We start from the raw sequence: 20,685 nt of genomic DNA, 5'->3' as shown, positions 1-20,685 counted from the left end.
TCCGCCGCTCACAGCTTGCGGAAGTCCCAGGAGGCGACCGACTCGGGCACCAGCTTCAGCCAGGCGTGCCGCCCGTCGTACGGCATCTGCGCCATACCGAAGTACTTGGCCGGGAACAGCCGTTCCACCTCGGCCAGTTCCGGGAAGGGCGCTCCGCCGCGCGGGGCCTCCCCGACGAACTCGGCGCTGCCGGACAGTTCGACGCCGCGCAACTGCCCGTACTCCTCGCCGTCGTCCACCAGTACGGCGAGCCGGGGGTCGTTGCACAGTTGCGTCCACCGTCTGCTGCGGACGAGCGAGTACAGCCACAGCGCCTCACCGTCCCAGCAGAACCACAGCGCGCCCACATGCGGTGCCCCCTGTCGGCTCACCGTGGCGACCCGGCAGGTGCGCTGGGCGCGCAGGAAGGCGTCGCGTTCTGCCGGCGTCATCATGATGCGGCGTCCTCGCCGCTGCTGTGCCTCGGCCATGCGTCTCCGCCTTCCCGAGCCGAACCGGGTGTTCCCGACCGAGCTGTTGCTGACGAACCGTCAGGAAATCATGGTGGCTCTTCCCGTCCGACGCAACGGTCCCTATCCTGCGGGCGCCCGACGACCCGGCGCCCGCAAGCCCTCACGACGGAAGGGAAACTGGGATGCCCCCGACCGATCGGCTCGCCGCTCAGCTCGACCCGGCCACCACCGCACTGCTGACGGTCGAATGCCAACGCGGCGTCGTCGGCGAGGAGAGCGCCCTGCCCGAACTCGCCCACCAGGTACGGAGCACGGGCGTGCTGGACCGGATCGCGCAGCTGACCGCCACCGCCCACCGGGCCGGCGTCCAGGTGCTGCACGCCGTCGCCGAGCGCCGCCCCGACGGCAGGGGAGCCGGCCGGAACGCGCGACTGTTCCGCGCGGCGGAGCGGCTTGCCGTGCAGCAGTTGACGGGATCGACCGCCGTGCAGGTTGCCGAGCCCGTCCCGGTGGCCGACCAGGACCTCGTCGTACGGCGGCTGCACGGGCTCTCGCCGCTCGCCGGTACGGACGTGGACGCGCTGCTGCGCAACCTCGGTGTGCGTACGCTCGTGGTCACCGGTGTCTCGGCGAACGTGGCGGTGCCCAACGCCGTCTTCGACGCCGTCAACCTCGGCTACACCGCCGTGGTACCGGCCGACGCCATCGCCGGGGTGCCGGCCGACTACACCGCCGCGCTGGTGCGTCACACCCTGGCGCTCGTCGCGACGGTCACCACAGCCGACGAGGTGGCGGGCTGCTGGCGGGACTGAACAACCGCTCACCCTGGCAGGGGCGCTGACCCTGGACCGGGTGCGGGGTCGTCCGGGCCGCTGTCAGCTCTCCGTGCGGAGTCGTCCGCTGGCCTCACCCGGGTCGAGGGTGATGGCCCCGGCGGGGCAGAGGCCGACGGCCGTGCGGGCGGCTGCCCGGTGCTCGGGGGCCGGTGCGGGGCGCAGCAGCACGACCAAGCCTTCCTCGTCGTCCTGGTCGAAGACCTCCGGAGCCGTCAGGGCGCACATACCCGCCCCGGCGCAGCGCCCACGGTCGACGCTCAGCAGCAGCGGCTGCGGTGTGTCGCTCATGGTGCTACTCCTTGTCCCAGGTGACGGGCAGGCTGATCACGCCGTAGATGTTGGAGCGGTCGCGCAGCGGCACCTCCTGCGGCGGCACGGCGAGGCGCAGGGTGGGGAAGCGGGCGAACAGCGCGGGGAACGCGACGGTCATCTCGACACGGGCGAGCTGCTGGCCGAGGCACTGATGGGCGCCGTGGCCGAAGGCCAGGTGTCCGGTGGCCCCGCGGTGGAGGTCGAGCCGGTCGGGGTCGGGGAACCTGCGCGGGTCGCGGTTGGCGGCCTGCACGGACACGGTCACCGTCTCGCCCGTCCGGATCAACCGGCCCTCCACCTCGACGTCTTCGAGCGCGGCCCGCGGAATCGGGTCGGCCACGCTGAGGTAGCGCAGCAACTCCTCCACGGTCTGCCCGGCGAGAGCGGGGTCGGCGCGCAGGGCGTCGAGCTGGTCGGGGTTGCTCAGCAGGGCGAAGGTGCCCAGGCCGAGCATGTTCGCGGTGGTGTCGAGACCGGCGGCCAGCAGCAGCCCGCCGATTCCCGCCAGCTCCTCGTCGGTGAGGTCGGAGGTGGTCAGATCGCTGAGCAGGTCGTCGGTGGGCTCGGCGCGCTTGGCGAGCACCAGTTCGTTCAGGTAGTGGGACAGCGCCGTATAGGCGTCGCCCTTCGCCTCCACCTCCGCCGTCTGGTCGAAGAGGGCCGCCACCTGGCTCTGGAAGCGCTCCCGGTCGGCGTACGGCACGCCGAGCAGTTCGCAGATCATGAGTGCGGGTACGGGCTGCGCGAAGGCCGCGACCAGGTCGGCCGTGGGCCCGGCCTGTTCCATGGCGTCCAGGCACTCGGCGGTGAAGTGCTGGACGCGCTCGGTGAGGCGACGCATGCGGCGGACGGTGAACTTCCCCGTGAGCAGGCGCCGGTAGCGGGTGTGCTCGGGGGCGTCGAGGCCGATGATGTCGCCGACCGGCGCCGGTGGCAGCTGTTCGGGCAGCCCCGGCATCGGTATCGGCGGGTGCAGGAGTTCGTAGCGTGAGCTGAAGCGCGGGTCGGACAGGACCGCGCGGGCCGCGGCATGGCCGGTGACCAGCCAACCGATGTGTCCGTCGGCGCAGCGCATCCGGCGCAGCGGCTCGTCGCTCGGCGCGGTGAGTCCGGTGGGCGGATCGAAGGGGCAGCCGGTGCGCCGGTCGGTGGGCAGGGTGGGCGGCCCTTCGGTGGTGGCGGCGTCGGCGGTGGTGCCGGCGGCCGTCGGGTCGTACGACATGGGTCCTCCTGCGAGCGTCGTTGCGGGACGTGGAAGGTCCGGATCGGCGCACTGGCTCGATCGGCGCGGTGGTTACCGCTTGGCACCCGCCTTGAAGGTGCGGCGCGCCCACACGTAGCCGACCAGGCACAGCGCCACGCACCAGGTGAGGCCGACGGCCGCGCTGGAGCCGATGCCGGTGCCGAGCCACAGGCCGCGCAGGGTCTCGATGATCGGTGTGAACGGCTGGTTATCGGCGAACCAGCGCAGACCGTCCGGCATGGACTCGGTGGGTACGATGGCGCTGCCGATGAACGGCATGAACGTCAGCGGCATCGGTATGTTGCTGGCGGTCTCCGGGTTCTTGGCGACCAGGCCGATGCCCGCGGAGATCCAGGTCAAGGCCAGAGTGAGCACGGTGAGCAGGCCGAGCGCCGCAACCCACTCGACGGGCGTGGCGTCGGGACGGAAGCCCATCAGGAGGGCGGCGGCGATGACGAGGGCGATGCTGGTCATCGTCTGGATCACACTGCCGACGACATGGCCGGTCAGGAACGAGGCCCGGGAGATCGGCATCGTACGGAACCGGTTGACGATGCCCTCGGTCTTGTCGACACACACGCTGACCGCGGTGGTCAGGGCCCCGGAGGTGGCGGCCATCAGGATGATGCCGGGCGCGACGTAGTCGATGTAGTCGCCGCCGCCGGTGGGCATGCCGCTGATGCCGGTGCCCAGGGCGCTGCCGAAGACGTAGTTGAACAGCAGCAGCATCATCAGGGGCATGATGACGACGGTCAGCGTCAGCGACGGGTAGCGCATGGCCTTCTTGAGGTTGCGCCGCAGCATCGTCCTGGAGTCTCTCGCGGCGTAGGACACGGTGGCCATCAGGCGTTCTCCTTGGGCGAGTCGACGGCGTCGGCGGGACGGGACTGACCGGTGAGGGTCAAGAAGACGTCGTCAAGGTCGGGGGTGTGCACGGTGAGCGACTCGGCCTGGACGGCGGTGGCCTCCAGGGCGTCGAGGACGGCCCGCAGATTGGGGATGGAGCCGTCGCTGGGGATCTGCAGGGTGAGGGACTCCTCGTCACGGGCGGCGATACCGAAGATGCCCGCGGCGGTCTCGAGGCTCTGGGCGTCGGCGAACCGCACCCGGATGTGGCCGCCGGGGATGCGCTGCTTCAGCTCCTCGGCAGTGCCCTCGGCGATCAGCCTGCCGTGGTCCAGCACGGCGATGCGGTCGGCGAGCTGGTCGGCCTCTTCGAGGTACTGGGTGGTCAGGAAGATGGTCACGCCGTCGTCGGCGACCAGACCGCGGATGATCTCCCACATGGTGCGCCGGCTGCGCGGGTCGAGACCGGTGGTGGGCTCGTCGAGGAAGATGATCCGGGGGTCGCCGACCAGGGTCATCGCCAGGTCCAGCTTGCGCCGCATACCGCCGGAGAAGGTGTGGGCGGTCCTGCCCGCCACCTCGGCGAGATCGAAGCGGCGCAGCAGGTTCTTGGCCCGCCGCTTGCCCTCGCGCCGGTCGAGGTGGTGCAGATCGGCCATGAGGAGCAGGTTCTCCTCGGCCGTCAGCAGATTGTCGACGGCCGAGAACTGGCCGGTGACGCCGATCGCGGAGCGCACGGCGTCGGCGGCCCGGGTCAGATGGCAGCCTGCGACCTGGACCTCGCCGGCGTCGGCGTCGATGAGGGTGGAGAGGATCTCCACCGTGGTGGTCTTGCCGGCGCCGTTGGGCCCCAGCAGCGCGAAGACGGTGCCTTCGGCGATGTTCAGATCGATGCCGTCGAGCACGAGTTTGTCGCCGTAGGACTTGCGCAGCCCCTCGGCGGTGATCGCCGGCGCCGTCGCCTTCGGGGCGGTCGGCGCGGATGTCCGGGTGGCAGTCATGCCGCTTTCCTCTCCGGGATGGGACGTTCGTTGGCGGTGCACGAGTCAGGCGCGGCGGACGACGATGTCGCCGACCCCGCCGCGGGCGTACACCTCGACGGTCTCGTCCGAGGCCGCGGGACCTGCGGCGGAGCCGAGCGAGTTGCGTACCGCGCCGTACTTGGTGGTCACGTCGAGCCAGGCGGCGGTGCCCTCGTGGATGCCCACTTCGAGGTCGCCGACGGAGGTGCGCAGGTCGATCCGGCCACGGGCCACGTCACCGACGCGGATGCCACCGGTGGCGGCCACCGCGGTGACCCCGGCGTGGGCGACACCGATCTCGGTGCGGCCGTTGGCGGACTTGGTGCCGACGCTGCTGTGCGCGGTACCGACCCAGATGTCGCCGTTGGCCGCGGAGATCTTCAACTCGCCGGTGACCTCACCGATCCCGGTCGCGCCGTTGCTGTTCTTGATGCCGGCCGCGCCGGCGACCGTGCCGATCTCGATCCGGCCCCCGCCGAGGACTTCGATGTCCCCGGTCGCGCGGGCCAGGCGGATGTCGCCGAGGTCGGTCCTGAGGTCGGCAGCCGCCACCTCATCGACCTGGAGGTCGCCGAACCCCGTCTTGAGCGTGACGTCCCCCAAGCGGCCTTCGCAGAACAGACCGCCCATGCCCGAGGTGGCCCGGACATCCGATCCGGCGGGCAGTTCGACGCTCACCTCGATGGCGCCCGGCTTGCCGAACAGGGACCGCTTCTTGGGTGTCTTGACGGTGAGGCGGCCATCGGAGCAGGTGACCTGGGTCTGCTGCACGGCGCGTACGTCGTTGTCGTCGGATCCGTTGCGCGGCAGCACCTCCACGACCGTGTCGGTGCGCTCGCCCGCGCTGATGCGGGCGGTACCGACCTCCAACTCGAAGGTGGCAGAGATCGGTTCCGGGGTCTCGAAAGCAGGCATGGCTGTCCCGTCCTCTTGGCTTGGGTGGGTGATCCCGCTGGTGAGGCGGGTGAGGAGTGACGTCGGCCGGATCGGCGATCGGCCGGTGACGGAGGGGCAGGGGCCGGGCGTGCGGCCCTAGCGGACCCAGCCGGTGAAGCCCCGGCCGCCCGAGTCCTTGCCGCGGCCCGGCGAACTCGGGCGCTCCGCGCCGTCGAGGGCGGTGGACACGGCCCGCACCAGCCAGGCGTTGACCGACAGCCCCTCCGCCGCAGCGGCGCCCTCGGCGCGGGCCTTGAGGTGCGCGGGAAGACGGAAGTTGATCCGGGCCATGGTGCTGTCGTCGGTGTCGGCGGGCGGGGGCGGTGGGGGCGCGGCAGCGGCGGGTTCCGTGACCGGCTCCCGCACCTCCGGGAACGGCTCGGGAGCGGGTGGCGCCGTCACCACGAACTCCGGGTCGAGGCCGCGCAGTCGTACGTCGACCGAGCCCGGCGCCAACTCCCGGGTGACCTCGCCCATGGCGGCGGACAGCGCGTTGAGGAGGGTCAGACGGGCGGCCGACTCCAGGGGGGCGGTGAGCCGCTCGGCGAGGGCGCGGGCGTCGTCGCCGCCGGCGTCAGCGGCGACCGCGAGTTCTTCCCGGAGGTTGTCGACGTAGGGCGTGAGGTCCATGGCGCCATGATGGCACATCTGTGGCGCCATGGCGAGCCATCGTGGCCAGCGTCGGCTCCCTCGGTGCCTTTGTCGGCTCTGACCTGGGGCTCCTCCCTTTCAGCGGGAAGTCGGGGTGTACGTGTCGATGCGGAGCCGTACCTGTGCGGGCGCCATGGTGACGCCATCATGGCGCCATTTGAGGGGTAGGCCTGGTGCCACCGCGTCGGTGGCTGCTGCGCGCGATGTCTGCCGTCCCGTACCTCCGGTGAGCGCGGGGCCGGCTCGCCGGTGGCGGCGTACGTCCACGGGGCGCGACCCGGTGAGGCGGTCGTCCCCGGGTCCGCCGGACACGGCAACCGGACTGCCCGGGCGGGCCATGTGGCGCCGCGCCCACCAGGCGCCACCCCGCACGCGTTTCGCCATCGTCAGGCCGACGAGTTCAAGCGTTGGCGCAGGGTGGCGGCGAAGTCCTGGGCCATCTCCAGGCGGGCGCGCAGCGTCTCGCAGCGTGCGTCGGCCACCTCGCGGTACGCATCGAGCCTTGCGCGGAGCCGCTGTCGCTCCTCGTCCGTGGGCGGGTCGTCCGTGGCGGCGATCCGGTCGGTGATCTCCAGCAGGTCCCGCATCTCCTCCAGGGAGAAGTCCAGCGGCTTCATCCGGCGGATGACCATCAGGCGCTCGACATCGGCCTCGGTGTAGAGCCGGAACCCGCCCTTGCTGCGGGCCGAGGGGATGACGAGACCGACTTCCTCGTAGTGCCGGATGGTGCGTAGCGACAAACCGGTCCGTTCGGCAACCTCACCGATCTGCATCTGCCGCTCACTCATCGCCGTGCCTTCTCCTTCTGCTGTACGCCTGGTTGCGACATCGTGACGCTTTCGGGCGCACGTAGCGTCAATCACAGGATCTCAAGGCGGGTTCACCTGTGATCCACGGTCCGCGGGCCGCACTCTTCCCTCACGTCAGGGTAGAGTGTTCATGTGTTCGCCTTCGCCGGCCAGTCGTCTTCGCTGTCCCGTACACGCTAGAGGCGATCTGGCCGCGGCAAGGGCCCCGACCGGGCCTTGGTGGCACCCGAGTCTTCCGGGCAATGATGCCCGATCGGCAACCGCGCGGTTGCCGTCCTGGTCCGGCGAGGTCCCCGCTGAGACGGCCGGGCCGCCGGGGGTTCCCACTCCTCGCGGAGTCAGTACGACGCGTGTGCGTCCACGGCCTGGACGCACGCCCGAACAGAAACGGTTGCATGTCCTCACCGCTGTCGGCAGCTGCCAAGCTGCGCCTGTCCAAGCCGGAATGGCTCGCCTCTCCCAAGGTGCTGCGCACCGAGGTGCTGGCCGGTCTTGTGGTGGCCCTCGCACTGATCCCCGAGGCGATCTCCTTCTCGATCATCGCCGGCGTCGACCCGAAGGTCGGCCTGTACGCGGCCTGCGTCATGGCGGTGGTGATCTCCATCGTCGGTGGCCGCAAGGCCATGATCTCGGCCGCCACCGGAGCCGTGGCCCTCGTGGTCGCCCCGCTGAACAGCGAGTACGGGCTGGGTCATCTGATCGCCGCCGTCATCCTCGGCGGCGTCTTCCAGATGATCCTGGGGGCTCTTGGCGTCGCCAAGCTGATGCGGTTCGTCCCCCGCAGCGTGATGGTGGGCTTCGTCAACGCGCTGGCCATCATGATCTTCATGGCCCAGGTGCCGGAGATGACCCATGTGCCGTGGCCGGTCTACCCGTTGATCGCCGCGGGCCTGGTGCTGATGGTCCTCTTCCCGAAGATCACCAAGACGGTGCCCGCGCCGCTGGTGTCCATCATCATCCTGACGGTGGTCACCGTCGCCGCCGGTATCGCCGTACCCACGGTCGGCGACAAGGGCAAGCTGCCCAGCTCGCTTCCCGTCCCCGGCCTGCCCGATGTGCCCTTCACTCTGCACACGCTCACCGTCATCGCCCCCTACGCCCTGGCGCTCGCACTGGTCGGGCTCATGGAGTCGCTGATGACGGCCAAGCTGGTCGACGACATCACCGACACCCGCTCCAACAAGACCCGTGAGTCGATCGGTCAGGGCATCGCCAATGTCGTCACCGGCTTCTTCGGCGGCATGGGCGGCTGCGCCATGATCGGCCAGACCATGATCAACGTGAAGACGTCCGGCGCGCGCACCCGCCTGTCCACCTTCCTGGCCGGGGCCTTCCTGCTCGTGCTGTGCATCGTCTTCGGCCCGGTGGTCTCCGACATCCCCATGGCGGCGCTCGTCGCGGTCATGGTCCTGGTGGCCGTCGGCACCTTCGACTGGCACTCGATCCAGCCCAGGACGCTCAAGCGCATGCCGGCCGGCGAGATCGCGGTCATGGCCATCACGGTCGTCGTGGTGGTCGCCACCGACAACCTCGCCATCGGTGTCGTCGTCGGTTCGATCACCGCCATGGTGATCTTCGCCAAGCGCGTCGCCCACCTCGCCGAGGTGTCCGGAGTCGTCGATCCGGAGGGCAAGCAAGTCGTCTACGCCGTCACCGGCGAGCTGTTCTTCGCCTCCTCCAACGATCTCGTCTACCAGTTCGACTACAAGGACGACCCGGACGACGTCGTCATCGACCTGTCCGACGCACACATCTGGGACGCCTCCTCCGTCGCCGCCCTCGACGCGGTGGAGACCAAATACGCCCAGCGCGGCAAGAAGGTCACGATCGTCGGCCTGAACGAGCCCAGCGCCGATATGCACCAGCGCCTGGCCGGACAGCTGACCGGCAGCCACTGAACAGCCCACCGCCCGGCCCACCCTGCGCCTGGTGCCTGTCTCCGGTGATACGCGGCCGTCGACGTGCTGGACGGGACCCGGCGGCCGCGAGCTCCCCTCCTGGGGGCACCCCAGGTTCTCGCCCCGCCTTCTGCGTCGGGTGCAGGCGCAGAAGGCGGGCATCGCCGCGATGGGCTTCGCGGCGCACCGGGCCCTGATGTGCCGGTGTCACCACCTGAAGCTTTCCAAGGACGAGCCTTGCGGCGGCACCGGGAGGCGGCCGGTGCCCCGCCACGGATACCAAGGACAGACGGGCGTATAACCTGGGAAAATGCTCCCCGAAGTCACAGCCACGCGCTACGTCACGGCACTGCGCGAGGGCGGTTCGCTCCCCGGTCTGGTCGAGGCCGACGACCTGGGGACCTATGTCATGAAGTTCACCGGCGCCGGGCAGGGCCGTAAGACGCTGGTGGCCGAGGTGCTGTGCGGCGGGCTCGGCCGACGGCTCGGCCTGCGGGTGCCCGAACTGGTGCAGGCCTGGCTCGACCCGGTGATCGGGTTGTCCGAGCCCGACGAGGAGGTCCAGCAGCTGCTGAAGGCGAGCGGCGGGCTCAACCTCGGCATGGATTTCCTGCCCGGCTCGCTGGGCTTCGACCCGCTCGCCTACCAGGTGGGCCCCGAGGAGGCCGGGCGGGTGGTGTGGTTCGACGCGCTCGTGAACAACGTCGACCGCTCCTGGCGCAACCCCAACATGCTGGTGTGGCACGGCGATCTATGGCTGATCGACCACGGTGCGACGCTGGTCTTCCACCACAACTGGCCCACCGCGCAGGCCGCCGCCGAGCGGCCCTACGACGCCTCCGACCACGCACTGGCCCCCTTCGCACCGCTGACCGACCAGGCCGCGGCAGAGCTGGCGCCGCGGGTCACCGAGGAGCTGTTGGCCGAGTGTGCCGCCGAGATCCCCGACGAGTGGCTCGTGGACGAACCCGGGTTCGCCGGCCCGGACGAGGTACGCGCCGCGTACACCCAGGTCCTGGCCTCCCGCGCCCGTACGATCCATGAGCGGATCACGCTCGGCGAGCCGAGCAAGGACGGGCCCTCGCAAGCGCCGGGGTGGCTCACCGGGAAGGGCGGCGGTGCCAAGTGACGCGGATTCGTACGGCAACAGGTGCGCGTGGCGGTCGCGGCGATCTCGATGTGTTCGAGTACGCGCTGCTGCGTGTTGTTCCCCACATCGAGCGCGGGGAGCTGATCAACGCGGGTGTTCTCGTCTACTGCCGGGCGCGCTCCTTCCTCGCCGCGCGTACCCATCTCGACGAGGACCGGCTGTACGCCCTCGACCCGTGCGCCGACGTCCAGGGCGTGCGGGCGGCACTGCACGCGGTGGAGGGGGTGTGCGACGGGGGGCCGCAGGCGGGACAGGCGGCCGGGGACGATGTGGGCCGGCGCTTCCGGTGGCTGGTCGCGCCGCGCAGCACGGTCGTCCAGCCCGGACCGGTGCACACCGGGCTGACCGCCGACCCGGAGGCCGAGAGCGAGCGCCTGCTGGATCTGCTGGTGCGGTGAGGCGCACCGGGGGCCTCTCCACCGGGAGGCCGGGCCGGGCCAGGGGCGGCGTCGGCCGTGGCCGGGGCCTCCGGCTCCGCCCGTGGGCGGGCGTTGACACCGCATCGCCCGCCCCATAGCGTCACGACTGCCAAAGGTACTAAGCGGTTGCTCACCCACTCAGGCCGAGGAGAGACCAGCATGTCCAGCACCGAGCAGCGAGTCGCGATCGTGACGGGGGCCGCCCGAGGGATCGGCGCGGCCACGGCCGTCCGCCTGGCGGCCCAGGGCCACGCCGTCGCCGTCCTCGACCTCGACGAGGCGGCCTGCGCCCAGACCGTCGAGCAGATCAGCCAGCAGGGCGGCAAGGCGCTCGCCGTCGGCTGTGACGTCTCCGACTCCGCGCAGGTGGAGACTGCTGTCGCCCGGGTCGCCGAGGAACTCGGTGCGCCCGTCGTACTGGTGAACAACGCCGGGGTGCTGCGCGACAACCTGCTGTTCAAGATGAGCGACAGCGACTGGGACACGGTCATGAACGTGCATCTGCGGGGTGCCTTCCTGATGTCCCGGGCCTGCCAGAAGCACATGGTGGACGCGGGCTACGGCCGTATCGTCAACCTCTCCTCGTCCTCCGCGCTCGGCAACCGCGGCCAGGTCAACTACGCGGCGGCCAAGGCCGGTATGCAGGGCTTCACCAAGACCCTGGCCAAGGAGCTGGGCAAGTTCGGTATCACCGCCAACGCGGTGGCCCCCGGCTTCATCGCCACCGACATGACCGCCGCCACCGCCGAGCGGGTGGGCATGGGGTTCGAGGACTTCAAGGCGGCAGCGGCCGGCCAGATCCCCGTTCAGCGGGTGGGGGAGCCGGAGGACATCGCCAACGCCGTCGCGTTCTTCGCCGACGAGAAGGCGGGCTTCGTCTCCGGTCAGGTGCTGTACGTCGCCGGCGGACCCCTCAACTGACGGCCGGCAAGGAGCGGAACAGATGACAGAGCAGACAGCGGGCGGCCCACGGCCCGACACCGGGAAGGTCGCCCTCATCACGGGCGGCAGCCGCGGCATCGGCTACGGCATCGCCGAGGCGCTCGTGGCACGCGGCGACCGGGTGTGCATCACCGGGCGGAACGAGGACGCGCTCAAGGAGGCCGTCGACAACCTCGGCCCCGACCGGGCGATGGCCGTCGCGGGCAAGGCGCACGACCTCGCGCACCAGGCGGCGGCCGTCGAGCGGGTGATGGAGGCCTACGGGCGCATCGACCACCTGGTCAACAACGCGGGTACCAACCCGGTGTTCGGACCGATGGCCGAGCTGGACCTGGCCGTCGCGCGCAAGGTGTTCGAGACGAACGTGATCTCGGCACTGGGCTTTGCGCAGCGCACCTGGGCCGCCTGGCAGCAGGAGCACGGTGGGACGATCGTCAACGTCGCCTCCATCGCGGGCGTCTCGGCCTCCCCGTTCATCGGCGCCTACGGTATGAGCAAGGCGGCGATGGTCAACCTGACCCAGCAGCTCGCGCACGAGTTCGCGCCGAAGGTACGGGTGAACGCGGTGGCGCCCGCAGTGGTCAAGACGAAGTTCGCCGTCGCGCTCTACGAGGGCCGCGAGGAGGAGGCGGCCGCGCGCTATCCGATGGGCAGGCTCGGCGCCCCGGAGGATGTGGCGGGCGCGGCCAAGTTCCTCACGTCCGACGAGGCGGGCTGGATCACCGGTCAGACGCTGACCGTGGACGGCGGCCTCTTCCTCAACGCGGGCGTCGAATAACGTCGAACAACACGGCGGGCCCGCTCGTGCGGCCGTCGACCAGGTGCCGGACCGCACGGTCCGGCACCCCGTCGGCACCGCGCCGGGACCACTCCCGCGCCCGGAAGCCTGTTCCGATCCCGTTCCGCTCCGTCACGGCTGTGGCTGGGGTAATGTCCAAGCGTTTTCCCGCAGTTGGGTGCCGCCCAGTACCGAGGGCGCACCCCATGGGCACCGCACCAGCAGTACAGGCACCGCCGACTGAGGAGCGCGCACGTGTTCGACCGGAAAGGGCTGCTGAGAGCCGCAGCGACCATACTCACCCTCGTTCTCGTGGCCGGGTGCGGTTCGCTCCCGGGTGGCGACGGGGACGAGGAACGCAAGATCGTGGTCGGTACCACAAGCGCTCCCAGCACTCTCGATCCGGCTGCCGCGTGGGACGGCTCCTGGGAGCTGTACCGGAACATCTTCCAGACCCTCATGACCATCCCCAGCTCCGGTACGACGCCCGAGCCGGAGGCCGCCCGGAACTGCGCGTTCACCGACTCCGCCAGCCGGATCTACCGCTGCGAGCTGCGCAAGGGGCTGAAGTTCTCCAACGGCCGGCCGCTGGACGCGGAGGCGGTCAAGCACACCTTCGACCGCATCACGTCGATCGAATCCCCGTCCGGCCCCGCCGCGCTGCTCGCCAATCTGCGCCGGGTCGACACCCGGGGCAGTCACGTCGTGATCTTCCGGCTGGAGAAGTCGGACGCGACCTTCCCGTTCATCCTCTCCACCCCGGCCACCTCCCTCGTCGACCCCGAGGAGTATCCGGGCGCCACCTTGCGCCCGGGCAACACGGCGACCGGTTCGGGCCCGTACGAGCTCAAGAGCTACCAGCCGGGCAAGCGGGCCGTGCTCGTCGAGAACGACGACTACAAGGGCACCGCGAAGATCAGGAACGACGCGGTGACCATCAGGTACTACAAGCGGTCGGCGCAGATGGTCAGCGACCTGGAGGCCGGCCGGATAGACCTCACCTACCGGGGCCTGACGCCGAGCCAGATCATGGAGTTCCAGGACGCGGCCGCCACGGGTGACACCTCCGTCGACCTGAGCGAGATGACCGGCTCCGAGGTGCATTTCCTGGTCTTCAACCCGAAGGACAAGCAGGCCGGCAAGCTCGCCGTGCGCCGCGCGGTCGCCCAGCTCGTCGACCGCAAGGAGCTGGTGCGCGAGGTCTACGACCGGACGGCCACCCCCCTCTACTCGATGGTGCCCACGGGCATCGCCGGGCACACCAACGCCTTCCTCAACCGTTATGGGGAGCCCGATCCCGACCGGGCGCGCAAGACCCTCCGGAATGCTGGAATCACCGACAAGGTGCGACTGACCCTCTGGTACTCCGAGGGCCGCTACGGGGACTCGACGAGCCGCGAGTTCGCCGAACTCAAGGAGCAGCTGGAGGACTCCGGCCTGTTCGACATCACCCTCAGGTCCCGTTCCTGGGACGCGTTCCAGAAGGGCTACCTCGCCGGCGAGTACCCCGTCTTCGGCCGCGGCTGGTCCGGCGACTTCCCCGACGCCGACAACTACATCACCCCCTTCCTGGGTGAGGAGAACGCGGTGGGAACCCCGTACCGGAACCGGGAACTGACCGAGGAGCTGCTGCCGTACTCGCGGCGGCAGAGTGACCGCGGAGCTGCCGGACAGTCGTTCGCCAAGGCGCAGCGGATGATGGCCGACGACGCGCAGCTGCTGCCGCTGTGGCAGGGCAAGATCTACATCGCCGCGGAGAAGGACGTCGCGGGTGTCGAGTCGTCGGTCGACGCCTCCGTGATCATGCGCGTGTGGGAGCTGTACAAGAAGTCGAGCTGGTAGCAGGCCTGTCAGTGCCGGGCGATACCTTCGGTGCGAACAGTGAGCACCACCCATGAGCACCACCGCAGCGGAGGTATCAGCGCGTGAAAGAGATGCTGCCCCAGTCCTGGCAGGGCGTCCTCGGGGAGGAGACCGAGAAGCCCTACTTCAAGGAACTGGCGGAGTTCGTCGAGGAGGAGCGGCAGCGCGGCCCGGTCTACCCGCCCCGCGAGGAGGTCTTCGCCGCCCTCGACGCGACCCCGTACGAGCAGGTGAAGGTGCTCGTCCTGGGCCAGGACCCGTACCACGGTCCGGGCCAGGGCCACGGCCTGTGCTTCTCGGTCCGCCCGGGCGTCAAGACGCCGCCCTCGCTGCGCAACATCTACAAGGAGATGCGCGACGAGCTGGGCCACCCCGTGCCCGACAACGGCTATCTGATGCCCTGGGCCGAGCAGGGCGTGCTGCTGCTGAACGCGGTGCTGACCGTGCGCGAGGGCGAGGCCAACTCGCACAAGGGCAAGGGCTGGGAGAAGTTCACCGACGCCGTGATCCGCGCCGTCGCCGACCGTCCCGACCCGGCGGTGTTCGTGCTGTGGGGCAACTACGCGAAGAAGAAGCTGCCCCTCATCGACACCGAGCGGCACGCGGTGGTGGAGGGCGCTCACCCCTCGCCGCTGTCGGCCAAGCGCTTCTTCGGCTCCCGGCCCTTCACCCGGATCGACGAGGCCGTCGCCGCGCAGGGCCACACCCCGATCGACTGGCGCATCCCCGACCTGGGCTGAGCCACGCGGGGCTCCTCCTTGGATGAGCGCCATTGTCAGAGGCGGCCGTTAGCGTCGTAGACCCAGCACACGGCGAACGGGAGGAGCCCCTCGTGGCGGAGCCCCAGCACGACGCGCCCCAGGGCGGCCAGGACGCGACGATGGTCAGAATCGGCCAGGCGATCATGCTGCATCGCGGTGGTGACCGGGAGGAGGCCCGGAACCGCTTCGCCGCGCTGTGGACGGAAACCGACGTGGACGCCGACCTGTTCCACCGCTGCACCATCGCGCACTACATGGCGGACACCCAGGACGACCCGGCCGACGAGCTCGCCTGGGACCTGCGCGCCCTGGCGGCGGCCGACGCCCTGGACCAGGACCGGGTCAGCTGGGGCGAGCACCAGCTCGCGGTCCGCTCGCTCTACCCCTCCCTGTATCTCAACCTCGCCGCCGACCACGTCAAGCTCGGCGACGAGGAGGCGGCCCGGCAGGAGCTGGAGCGGGCGCGGGCCAAGCTCGACGCGCTGCCGGCGGACGCGTACGGCGAGGGCATCCGTGCCGCCATCGAGCGCCTGGAGAAGCGGATCGCCGACGGCGCGGCCTCGCCCGGTGGCGCCGTGGACGGGTCGAGCGGCGGCACGGACCAGCTGCCGTAACCGGCCCGGGCCGTGGCCCGACCGGTGGCCGAAGCCGCGTCACCTGCCGTAGGCGGCACGGCAGATGCGCGCCTGTGCGCTGTCCGGCTTCCAGCGTCCGTAGGCCTCGCCCAGCTCGCACACCCCGGAGCCGGCTCCGGACCGACCGGCGCCGTGGTGGGGACCGTGCTGCTCACGCGCGCCGCTGCCGCGCCCGCCGCCGTCGGCGCCTCCATGGCCCGGGAGGCCACCCCGAGCGGGCGGAGCCTGCACAGGGGCGCCGGGCAGCGGTGCCGGACGGGGCGCGGGCTGTTGCGCCGAGCGCGCCGTCGAGCCTGTGGCGTTCCCGGTCCGGTCGGTGCCGGGCGAGGAGCCGTGCCGCGGGGATTCCGCTCGGTGCCGCCCCGGAGTGGTCGCCGGACCGGGCAGCTGCGACAGCGCCTCTGTCGCGGGCGGGCGCACCAGGCGAGGTGGTTGCGCGGCCCGGTGGCCGGGGGTGGGGGAGTGGTGCGGCGAGGGCCCTTCGCCGGGCGTACCGGTGTTGCCGGAGACGGTGAGGCACCCTGTGGCGGCCGAGAGTGCCACCCCCGCGACGGCCATGGCTTTCGTCATACGTGTCACTCCCGCAACTCTTCCCACCCGCGCCCGGCCGGGGAAGTCCCCTCAGGGGTGATCAAGGGGCGTTCAGAAGCCCGTTGCCCCGTCGATGCGCTCCCGCAGCAGATCGGCGTGGCCGTTGTGCCGTGCGTACTCACCGATCATGTGCAGATGGATCCACCGCAGGGAGTAGATCCAGGTGGGGCGCCGGGGATCGGTGCCCACAGCGTCGAGGGTCCGCCCGGCGGCGGACCTGCGGGCTCGTTCCACCTCGCGTTGCCAGGCGGCCAGCGTCTCGGCTCCGGTGCCGGCCCCGGCCGCCCCGGAGCCGTCGTCGGGGGCGTCGGCGGTCCAGCGGGCCGGGGTGGCGTCCTGCTCGCCGAACACGAACCGGAACCAGTGGCGTTCCACGTCGGTCATGTGCCGCAGCAGGCGCAGCAGCGTCAGATCGGACGGCGGTGCCGAGACCGTCCGCAGCTGCTCGTCGCTGAGCCCTTCGCACTTCGCGGCCAGCGTCGCGCGCTGGAAGTCCAGCCACTGCTCCAGCAGTTGCCTCTCGGAGCCGTTGCCCTGGGGAAGCGGGAGCCCGCTCACGGCCCCGACGGGACGGCGCTGGTACTGGTCGCTGTCGGTCGCCCGGGCTCCGGCCGTCGCCCGGGCCGGTCGGGCTGTCCGGTCCGGGTCGGCCGGCTGTTCCTCTTGAGACGTCATGGGGTCATCCTCGTCCCGGGCAGTGCGTGCAGCGACCCGCTTCCGGAAGTCTCCGTCGGCCTGGGCCGGGCCGCCTCAGCCGCTCGGGCGCGGTGGAGCCGGCGGCGCCGGGCGTCGCGCGCTGTGGTGGGGAGCGCCGACCGGCGCTCGCCCCGGCGCACGTATGCTGCGCAGGCGCAATCACCCGTACAGCTGTGAGGGAGGGCCCGTGAGGATCGGTGTGATCGGTCTCGGTGACATCGCCAAGAAGGCGTATCTGCCGGTGCTCATGGCCCAGCCGGGCCTGGAACCGCACCTGGTCACCCGCACCCCGGCCACTCTCGCGTCGGTCGGGGACGCCTACCGCGTCCCGGCCGCCCACCGGCACACCGACCTGGACGGGCTGCTCGCCGCGCGCCCCGACGCCGCGTTCGTACACGCCGCCACCAGCGCCCACCCCGAGCTGGTGCACCGGTTGCTGGACGCCGGCGTACCCACCTTCGTCGACAAGCCCCTCGCCTACGAGCTCGCCGCCTCGCGCGCCCTGGTGGAGCTGGCCGACAGGCGGCGCACCACCCTCGCCGTCGGCTTCAACCGGCGGCACGCCCCCGGTTACGCGCAGTGCCTGGAGCACCCGCGCGATCTGATCCTCCTCCAGAAGCACCGGGTGGGTCTGCCCGAGGAGCCGCGCAGGATGGTGCTGGACGACTTCATCCACGTCGTCGACACCCTCCGCTTCCTCGTCCCCGGCGAGGCCGACCACATCGCCGTCCGGGCCAGGGTCCGCGCCGGGCTGCTGCACCACGTGGTGCTCCAGCTCGGGGGCGACGGCTTCACCGCGCTCGGCGTGATGAACCGGCTCTCCGGCTCGGCCGAGGAGCTCCTGGAGGTCTCGGGACAGGACACCAAGCGCGAGGTGCGCGACCTCGCGGAGATCATCGACCACAAGGGCCAACCCAGCGTGCGCCGCCGCGGCGACTGGGTGCCCGTCGCCCGCCAGCGCGGCATCGAGCAGTCCGTGCTCACCTTTCTCGACGCCGTGCGGGAGGGGCGCACGCTCAGTGCGCAGGACGCCCTGCGCACGCACGAGCTGTGCGAGCGCGTCGTCACCGATGTGCTGGAGCAGGCGCGCTGAGCTCTGCACGGCCCTGGGACCGGCGCCCCCGCGCCGCCCGTACGCCCTCCACCACGCCGTAGGCCGCCAGCGAGCTGAGCACCAGCCACACCGTCCAGTCGCCCCAGCGCACGTACAGCGTCGTACCCGTGGCCAGCGGTACCTCCACGACCTGCACCGCGCTGGTGTCGGTGCCCATCGGCGACCCGAGCCGCTCCCCTTCGGGGCCGTGGAAGACGCTGACCCCGGTGAGCGTCGAGTGCACCATGGGCCGGCCCGATTCGGCGGCCCGCAACGCCGCCAGCGACGCATGCTGCTCCGGTGCCCAGCTGTCCTGGAAGGTGGAGGTCGACGACTGCGCCGTCAGCACCTGCGCGCCGTCGGCGACCAGATGCCTGCTCATGTCGGGGAACGCCGTCTCGAAGCAGATCAGCGGGCCGAAGCGCAGCCCGTTCTTCCGCATCACCACCGGGGTGTCGCCGCGGTGACGGTCCTCGTTCGCCGCACGCCCCACCGAGGTGGCCCAGCCGAGGAGCGACCGGGCCGGCACGTACTCGCCGAACGGCACCAGCCGCATCTTGTCGTAGCGCTGTCCGGTCAGGCCCTTCTCGTCGACGAGGACGGAGCTTTTGAAGATGCCGGGCCGGTCGCCGCGCCGTGAGTCGACGTTCACCAGCAGCGGTGCGCCGGTCGACCGGGAGAGCGCGGCGAGCCTGCGCTCCAGCGCCGGGTGGCTCCCCAGGTCGTAGCCGACACTGCTCTCGCCCCACACCACCAGGTCCGGATCGCGGCCGGCCAGTTGGCGGGTCAGCTCCTCACCGCGCTCGAACCGCGCCTGCCGCGAGGGCGTCTCGCCGATCTGCACGACGGCGATCCGGGTGTGACCCGCGGGCTCGGGCCGCGGGGCCCACAGCCACACCGCGCTGGTGACGAGGGCGACGGACACCAGTGCCACCACGGCGCCCACCCGGGCCCGGGGCGTGGCCAGCAGCGCGGCCACCATGGTGTTCACCGCCACCACCAGGAAGCTCACCAGCCATACGCCGCCCACCGAGGCCAGTCGCAGCGCGGGCGGCACCTCCCACTGGCTCGCGCCCAACAGCCCCCAGGGCCCGCCCAGGTACTCCCACGATCTGACCAACTCCGCCAGCAGCCACCCCGAGGGGACCAGCACCACGGCCGCCGCCAGCCGGCCGGAGCCGGGAGTCCCGGCCAACAGCCGGTGCACCAGCCAGCCCCACGGCAGCCACAACAGTCCCAGCAGCGCGGCGAGCAGGACGATGAACACATGCAGGCTCGGCATCAGCCAGTGGTGCATCGCCAGCATGAACCCCGTACCGCCCAGCCAGCCCGCGAACGCGGCGGCGCGGCCCGAGGGCGCGGTACGCAGCAGCAGCAGCCACGGCACGAGCGCCACATAGGCGAGCCACCACAGCGAGGGTTCGGGGAATGCCAGGGCGGGCACGGCGCCCGCCACCAGCGGCAACGTCATGCGCACCCAGCGGGGCGCCGGCCACGGACGCATGGGCCCCCTCCTTCATCCGGTGCTCTGATCACCAGTGTGCGGGAGGGGGTGCGTGGGAGCGAGAGGGCGTACTGGGGCGGGCGCGGCGCACCTGCACACATGTGTGCGCCGCTGTGTGCGCCGCGCCCGCGGCGGCGTCATGGTGCGGGCACCGGGTGGCGGTTCGCGGGAGCGCGGGGGCCGGGGACGACCGCGACTCGTACCGCTGCCTCCGGTGTGTGCTGCGCCGCGAACTCGGCCCCCGCGGCGCGGCCGGCTCCGCCGGACCGCCGTCGCGGCTCGTGCGGCCGGGCCTGCGGAGTCTCCTCCGGCCGTGCCTGCCGGGCGCTGTCGGAGGTCAGTACGACCAGGCCCCAGGCGGCCAGCGCCCCGGCGCCCAGCGCCAGCACCGTGCCCGTCGCGCCGTACCGGAAGCCCTCGTCCAGCAGGAGGATCCCGGCGGCCGCGGCGACCACCGGGTTGGCGACGGTGGCGGTCGCCAGCGGTGTGGCCAGACCTCCGTCCCGGTAGGAGGCCTGCGAGCTCGCCAGCCCGGTGGTCGCCAGCACCACCGTCAGCACGGCGAGCGGCACGGTGGCGGCGAGGGGGGCGGAGGTCCAGCTGTCGGCGAGCGTCTTCACGAAGACCGAGGCGGCGCCGTAGGCCACCCCGGCGGCCAGCGCCAGCGATGCGCTGCGCAGTGCGACGAGGCGGCTCCCGGGGCGGTCGTGGGCCATCCGGCGTGCCGCTGTCGCCGTGCCCACCAGCAGCGCGACGGAGCCCAGCACACATGCCGCCAGGGCGAACTGGCCGGTGCCGTCCAGGGAGTCGGCGCCCCGGTTCCCGGTGAGCAGCAGTATGCCCGCCAAACCGGCCGAGACCAGGATGATGCCCCGCCATGCCGACGGGGTCACCGGACGCCGCCCCAGGAGGGCCGCCATGGGGGCGGCGAGGACGAGCGTGAGCACGCCGAGCGGCTGGACGACGGTCAGCGGTCCCAGCCCGAGCGCCACCACATGCAGCAGCGCGCCCGCCCCCTGCAGCACGGCGGCGGTCCACCACATGCCGGTGCGCAGCAGGCCCCACCGGCTGGGTGCTGTCGTCGTGGCGATCCGCTCCTGCACGATCGCGGCCAGCGCGTAGCTGACGGCGGACACCAGGGACAGCAGCACCGCCATCGTCAGTGCGCTCATATCCGGTCCGTGCGGCGCGGCTTGGGCATCGGCTTCATGCCCTCCACGATCCCGTCTCCGCGGTGACCTGTCGTCA

At 71.5% G+C, this 20,685-nt stretch carries 22 protein-coding genes; 10 read left to right on the top strand and 12 right to left on the bottom strand.

What is annotated here, in order from left to right; translation table 11 throughout:
• Nucleotides 1-8: 8 nt before the first annotated feature.
• Nucleotides 9-470: a pyridoxamine 5'-phosphate oxidase family protein gene (locus tag JW613_RS19845; RefSeq protein WP_209212160.1), complete on the bottom strand. Its 462-nt coding sequence runs from the start codon at nucleotides 468-470 to the stop codon at nucleotides 9-11.
• A 164-nt stretch (nucleotides 471-634) separates the two neighbouring features.
• On the opposite strand from JW613_RS19845, the gene JW613_RS19840 reads away from it, so the two are divergent.
• Nucleotides 635-1,264, top strand: a complete 630-nt coding sequence (locus JW613_RS19840) for a cysteine hydrolase family protein (protein WP_209212159.1) — start codon at nucleotides 635-637, stop codon at nucleotides 1,262-1,264.
• Nucleotides 1,265-1,327: 63 nt separating this feature from the next.
• Here JW613_RS19840 and JW613_RS19835 read toward each other — a convergent pair whose 3' ends face one another.
• The 7 genes from JW613_RS19835 to JW613_RS19805 all read right to left on the bottom strand — a co-directional run bounded on the left by JW613_RS19835 (nucleotide 1,328) and on the right by JW613_RS19805 (nucleotide 7,086).
• Nucleotides 1,328-1,576, bottom strand: coding sequence for a ferredoxin (locus JW613_RS19835; RefSeq protein ID WP_209212158.1), 249 nt, complete (start codon nucleotides 1,574-1,576; stop codon nucleotides 1,328-1,330).
• 4 nt (nucleotides 1,577-1,580) lie between these two features.
• Entirely contained in the window at nucleotides 1,581-2,822 is a 1,242-nt protein-coding gene (locus JW613_RS19830; protein WP_209212157.1) for a cytochrome P450, read from the bottom strand.
• Between the two features lie 72 nt (nucleotides 2,823-2,894).
• The gene (locus JW613_RS19825) at nucleotides 2,895-3,686 is read right to left on the bottom strand and encodes an ABC transporter permease (RefSeq protein ID WP_209212156.1); all 792 of its coding nucleotides are present in this window, start codon (nucleotides 3,684-3,686) and stop codon (nucleotides 2,895-2,897) included.
• Nucleotides 3,686-4,690, bottom strand: coding sequence for an ATP-binding cassette domain-containing protein (locus tag JW613_RS19820; RefSeq protein ID WP_209212155.1), 1,005 nt, complete (start codon nucleotides 4,688-4,690; stop codon nucleotides 3,686-3,688). The genes JW613_RS19825 and JW613_RS19820 overlap by 1 nt, the downstream gene beginning before the upstream one ends.
• 45 nt (nucleotides 4,691-4,735) lie before the next feature.
• Nucleotides 4,736-5,626: a DUF4097 family beta strand repeat-containing protein gene (locus JW613_RS19815; RefSeq protein WP_209212154.1), complete on the bottom strand. Its 891-nt coding sequence runs from the start codon at nucleotides 5,624-5,626 to the stop codon at nucleotides 4,736-4,738.
• Nucleotides 5,627-5,743: 117 nt separating this feature from the next.
• Nucleotides 5,744-6,277 carry a toxin-antitoxin system HicB family antitoxin gene (locus tag JW613_RS19810; RefSeq protein ID WP_209212153.1) on the bottom strand — a complete coding sequence of 178 codons (534 nt, stop codon included), beginning with the start codon at nucleotides 6,275-6,277 and terminating at the stop codon, nucleotides 5,744-5,746.
• Between the two features lie 407 nt (nucleotides 6,278-6,684).
• Entirely contained in the window at nucleotides 6,685-7,086 is a 402-nt protein-coding gene (locus JW613_RS19805; RefSeq protein WP_209212152.1) for a MerR family transcriptional regulator, read from the bottom strand.
• A gap of 416 nt (nucleotides 7,087-7,502) precedes the next feature.
• Here JW613_RS19805 and JW613_RS19800 point away from each other — a divergent pair, with 416 nt between their 5' ends.
• From JW613_RS19800 to JW613_RS19765, 8 genes are all read left to right on the top strand, one after another.
• Nucleotides 7,503-9,005 (top strand): SulP family inorganic anion transporter, encoded by a 1,503-nt coding sequence (locus JW613_RS19800; protein WP_209212151.1) that lies wholly within the window; start codon nucleotides 7,503-7,505, stop codon nucleotides 9,003-9,005.
• Nucleotides 9,006-9,315: 310 nt separating this feature from the next.
• Entirely contained in the window at nucleotides 9,316-10,134 is an 819-nt protein-coding gene (locus JW613_RS19795) for a HipA family kinase (protein WP_209212150.1), read from the top strand.
• Entirely contained in the window at nucleotides 10,131-10,553 is a 423-nt protein-coding gene (locus JW613_RS19790) for a DUF3037 domain-containing protein (protein WP_209212149.1), read from the top strand. The genes JW613_RS19795 and JW613_RS19790 overlap by 4 nt, the downstream gene beginning before the upstream one ends.
• A 180-nt stretch (nucleotides 10,554-10,733) precedes the next feature.
• Nucleotides 10,734-11,495, top strand: a complete 762-nt coding sequence (gene fabG / locus JW613_RS19785) for a 3-oxoacyl-ACP reductase FabG (protein WP_209212148.1) — start codon at nucleotides 10,734-10,736, stop codon at nucleotides 11,493-11,495.
• A gap of 22 nt (nucleotides 11,496-11,517) precedes the next feature.
• Nucleotides 11,518-12,294 carry an SDR family oxidoreductase gene (locus JW613_RS19780; protein WP_209212147.1) on the top strand — a complete coding sequence of 259 codons (777 nt, stop codon included), beginning with the start codon at nucleotides 11,518-11,520 and terminating at the stop codon, nucleotides 12,292-12,294.
• Nucleotides 12,295-12,549: 255 nt separating this feature from the next.
• Complete coding sequence (locus JW613_RS19775; protein WP_209212146.1) at nucleotides 12,550-14,136, top strand: ABC transporter substrate-binding protein; 1,587 nt, start codon at nucleotides 12,550-12,552, stop codon at nucleotides 14,134-14,136.
• An 83-nt stretch (nucleotides 14,137-14,219) separates the two neighbouring features.
• Nucleotides 14,220-14,897 carry a uracil-DNA glycosylase gene (locus tag JW613_RS19770; protein WP_307865956.1) on the top strand — a complete coding sequence of 226 codons (678 nt, stop codon included), beginning with the start codon at nucleotides 14,220-14,222 and terminating at the stop codon, nucleotides 14,895-14,897.
• A gap of 92 nt (nucleotides 14,898-14,989) precedes the next feature.
• Entirely contained in the window at nucleotides 14,990-15,532 is a 543-nt protein-coding gene (locus JW613_RS19765; RefSeq protein ID WP_307842589.1) for a hypothetical protein, read from the top strand.
• A gap of 39 nt (nucleotides 15,533-15,571) precedes the next feature.
• On the opposite strand, the gene JW613_RS19760 is transcribed toward JW613_RS19765, so the two are convergent.
• Both JW613_RS19760 and JW613_RS19755 read right to left on the bottom strand, forming a co-directional pair.
• Nucleotides 15,572-16,123, bottom strand: coding sequence for a hypothetical protein (locus JW613_RS19760; protein ID WP_209212145.1), 552 nt, complete (start codon nucleotides 16,121-16,123; stop codon nucleotides 15,572-15,574).
• 72 nt (nucleotides 16,124-16,195) lie between these two features.
• Nucleotides 16,196-16,819 carry a DinB family protein gene (locus JW613_RS19755; RefSeq protein ID WP_209212144.1) on the bottom strand — a complete coding sequence of 208 codons (624 nt, stop codon included), beginning with the start codon at nucleotides 16,817-16,819 and terminating at the stop codon, nucleotides 16,196-16,198.
• A 208-nt stretch (nucleotides 16,820-17,027) separates the two neighbouring features.
• Here JW613_RS19755 and JW613_RS19750 point away from each other — a divergent pair, with 208 nt between their 5' ends.
• On the top strand, nucleotides 17,028-17,933 hold the full coding sequence (locus JW613_RS19750) for a Gfo/Idh/MocA family protein (protein WP_209212143.1): 906 nt from the start codon (nucleotides 17,028-17,030) through the stop codon (nucleotides 17,931-17,933).
• Here the strand turns inward: JW613_RS19750 and lnt are convergent.
• Nucleotides 17,905-19,437, bottom strand: a complete 1,533-nt coding sequence (gene lnt / locus JW613_RS19745) for an apolipoprotein N-acyltransferase (RefSeq protein ID WP_209212142.1) — start codon at nucleotides 19,435-19,437, stop codon at nucleotides 17,905-17,907. The genes JW613_RS19750 and lnt overlap by 29 nt on opposite strands.
• A 137-nt stretch (nucleotides 19,438-19,574) precedes the next feature.
• Nucleotides 19,575-20,609 (bottom strand): DMT family transporter, encoded by a 1,035-nt coding sequence (locus JW613_RS19740; protein ID WP_209212141.1) that lies wholly within the window; start codon nucleotides 20,607-20,609, stop codon nucleotides 19,575-19,577.
• Nucleotides 20,610-20,685: the final 76 nt, after the last annotated feature.

It is taken from the genome of Streptomyces smyrnaeus, from assembly GCF_017676345.1.
In the GTDB taxonomy this organism is placed as follows: domain Bacteria; phylum Actinomycetota; class Actinomycetes; order Streptomycetales; family Streptomycetaceae; genus Streptomyces; species Streptomyces smyrnaeus.
This window is presented reverse-complemented; position numbering and strand designations above follow the sequence as displayed.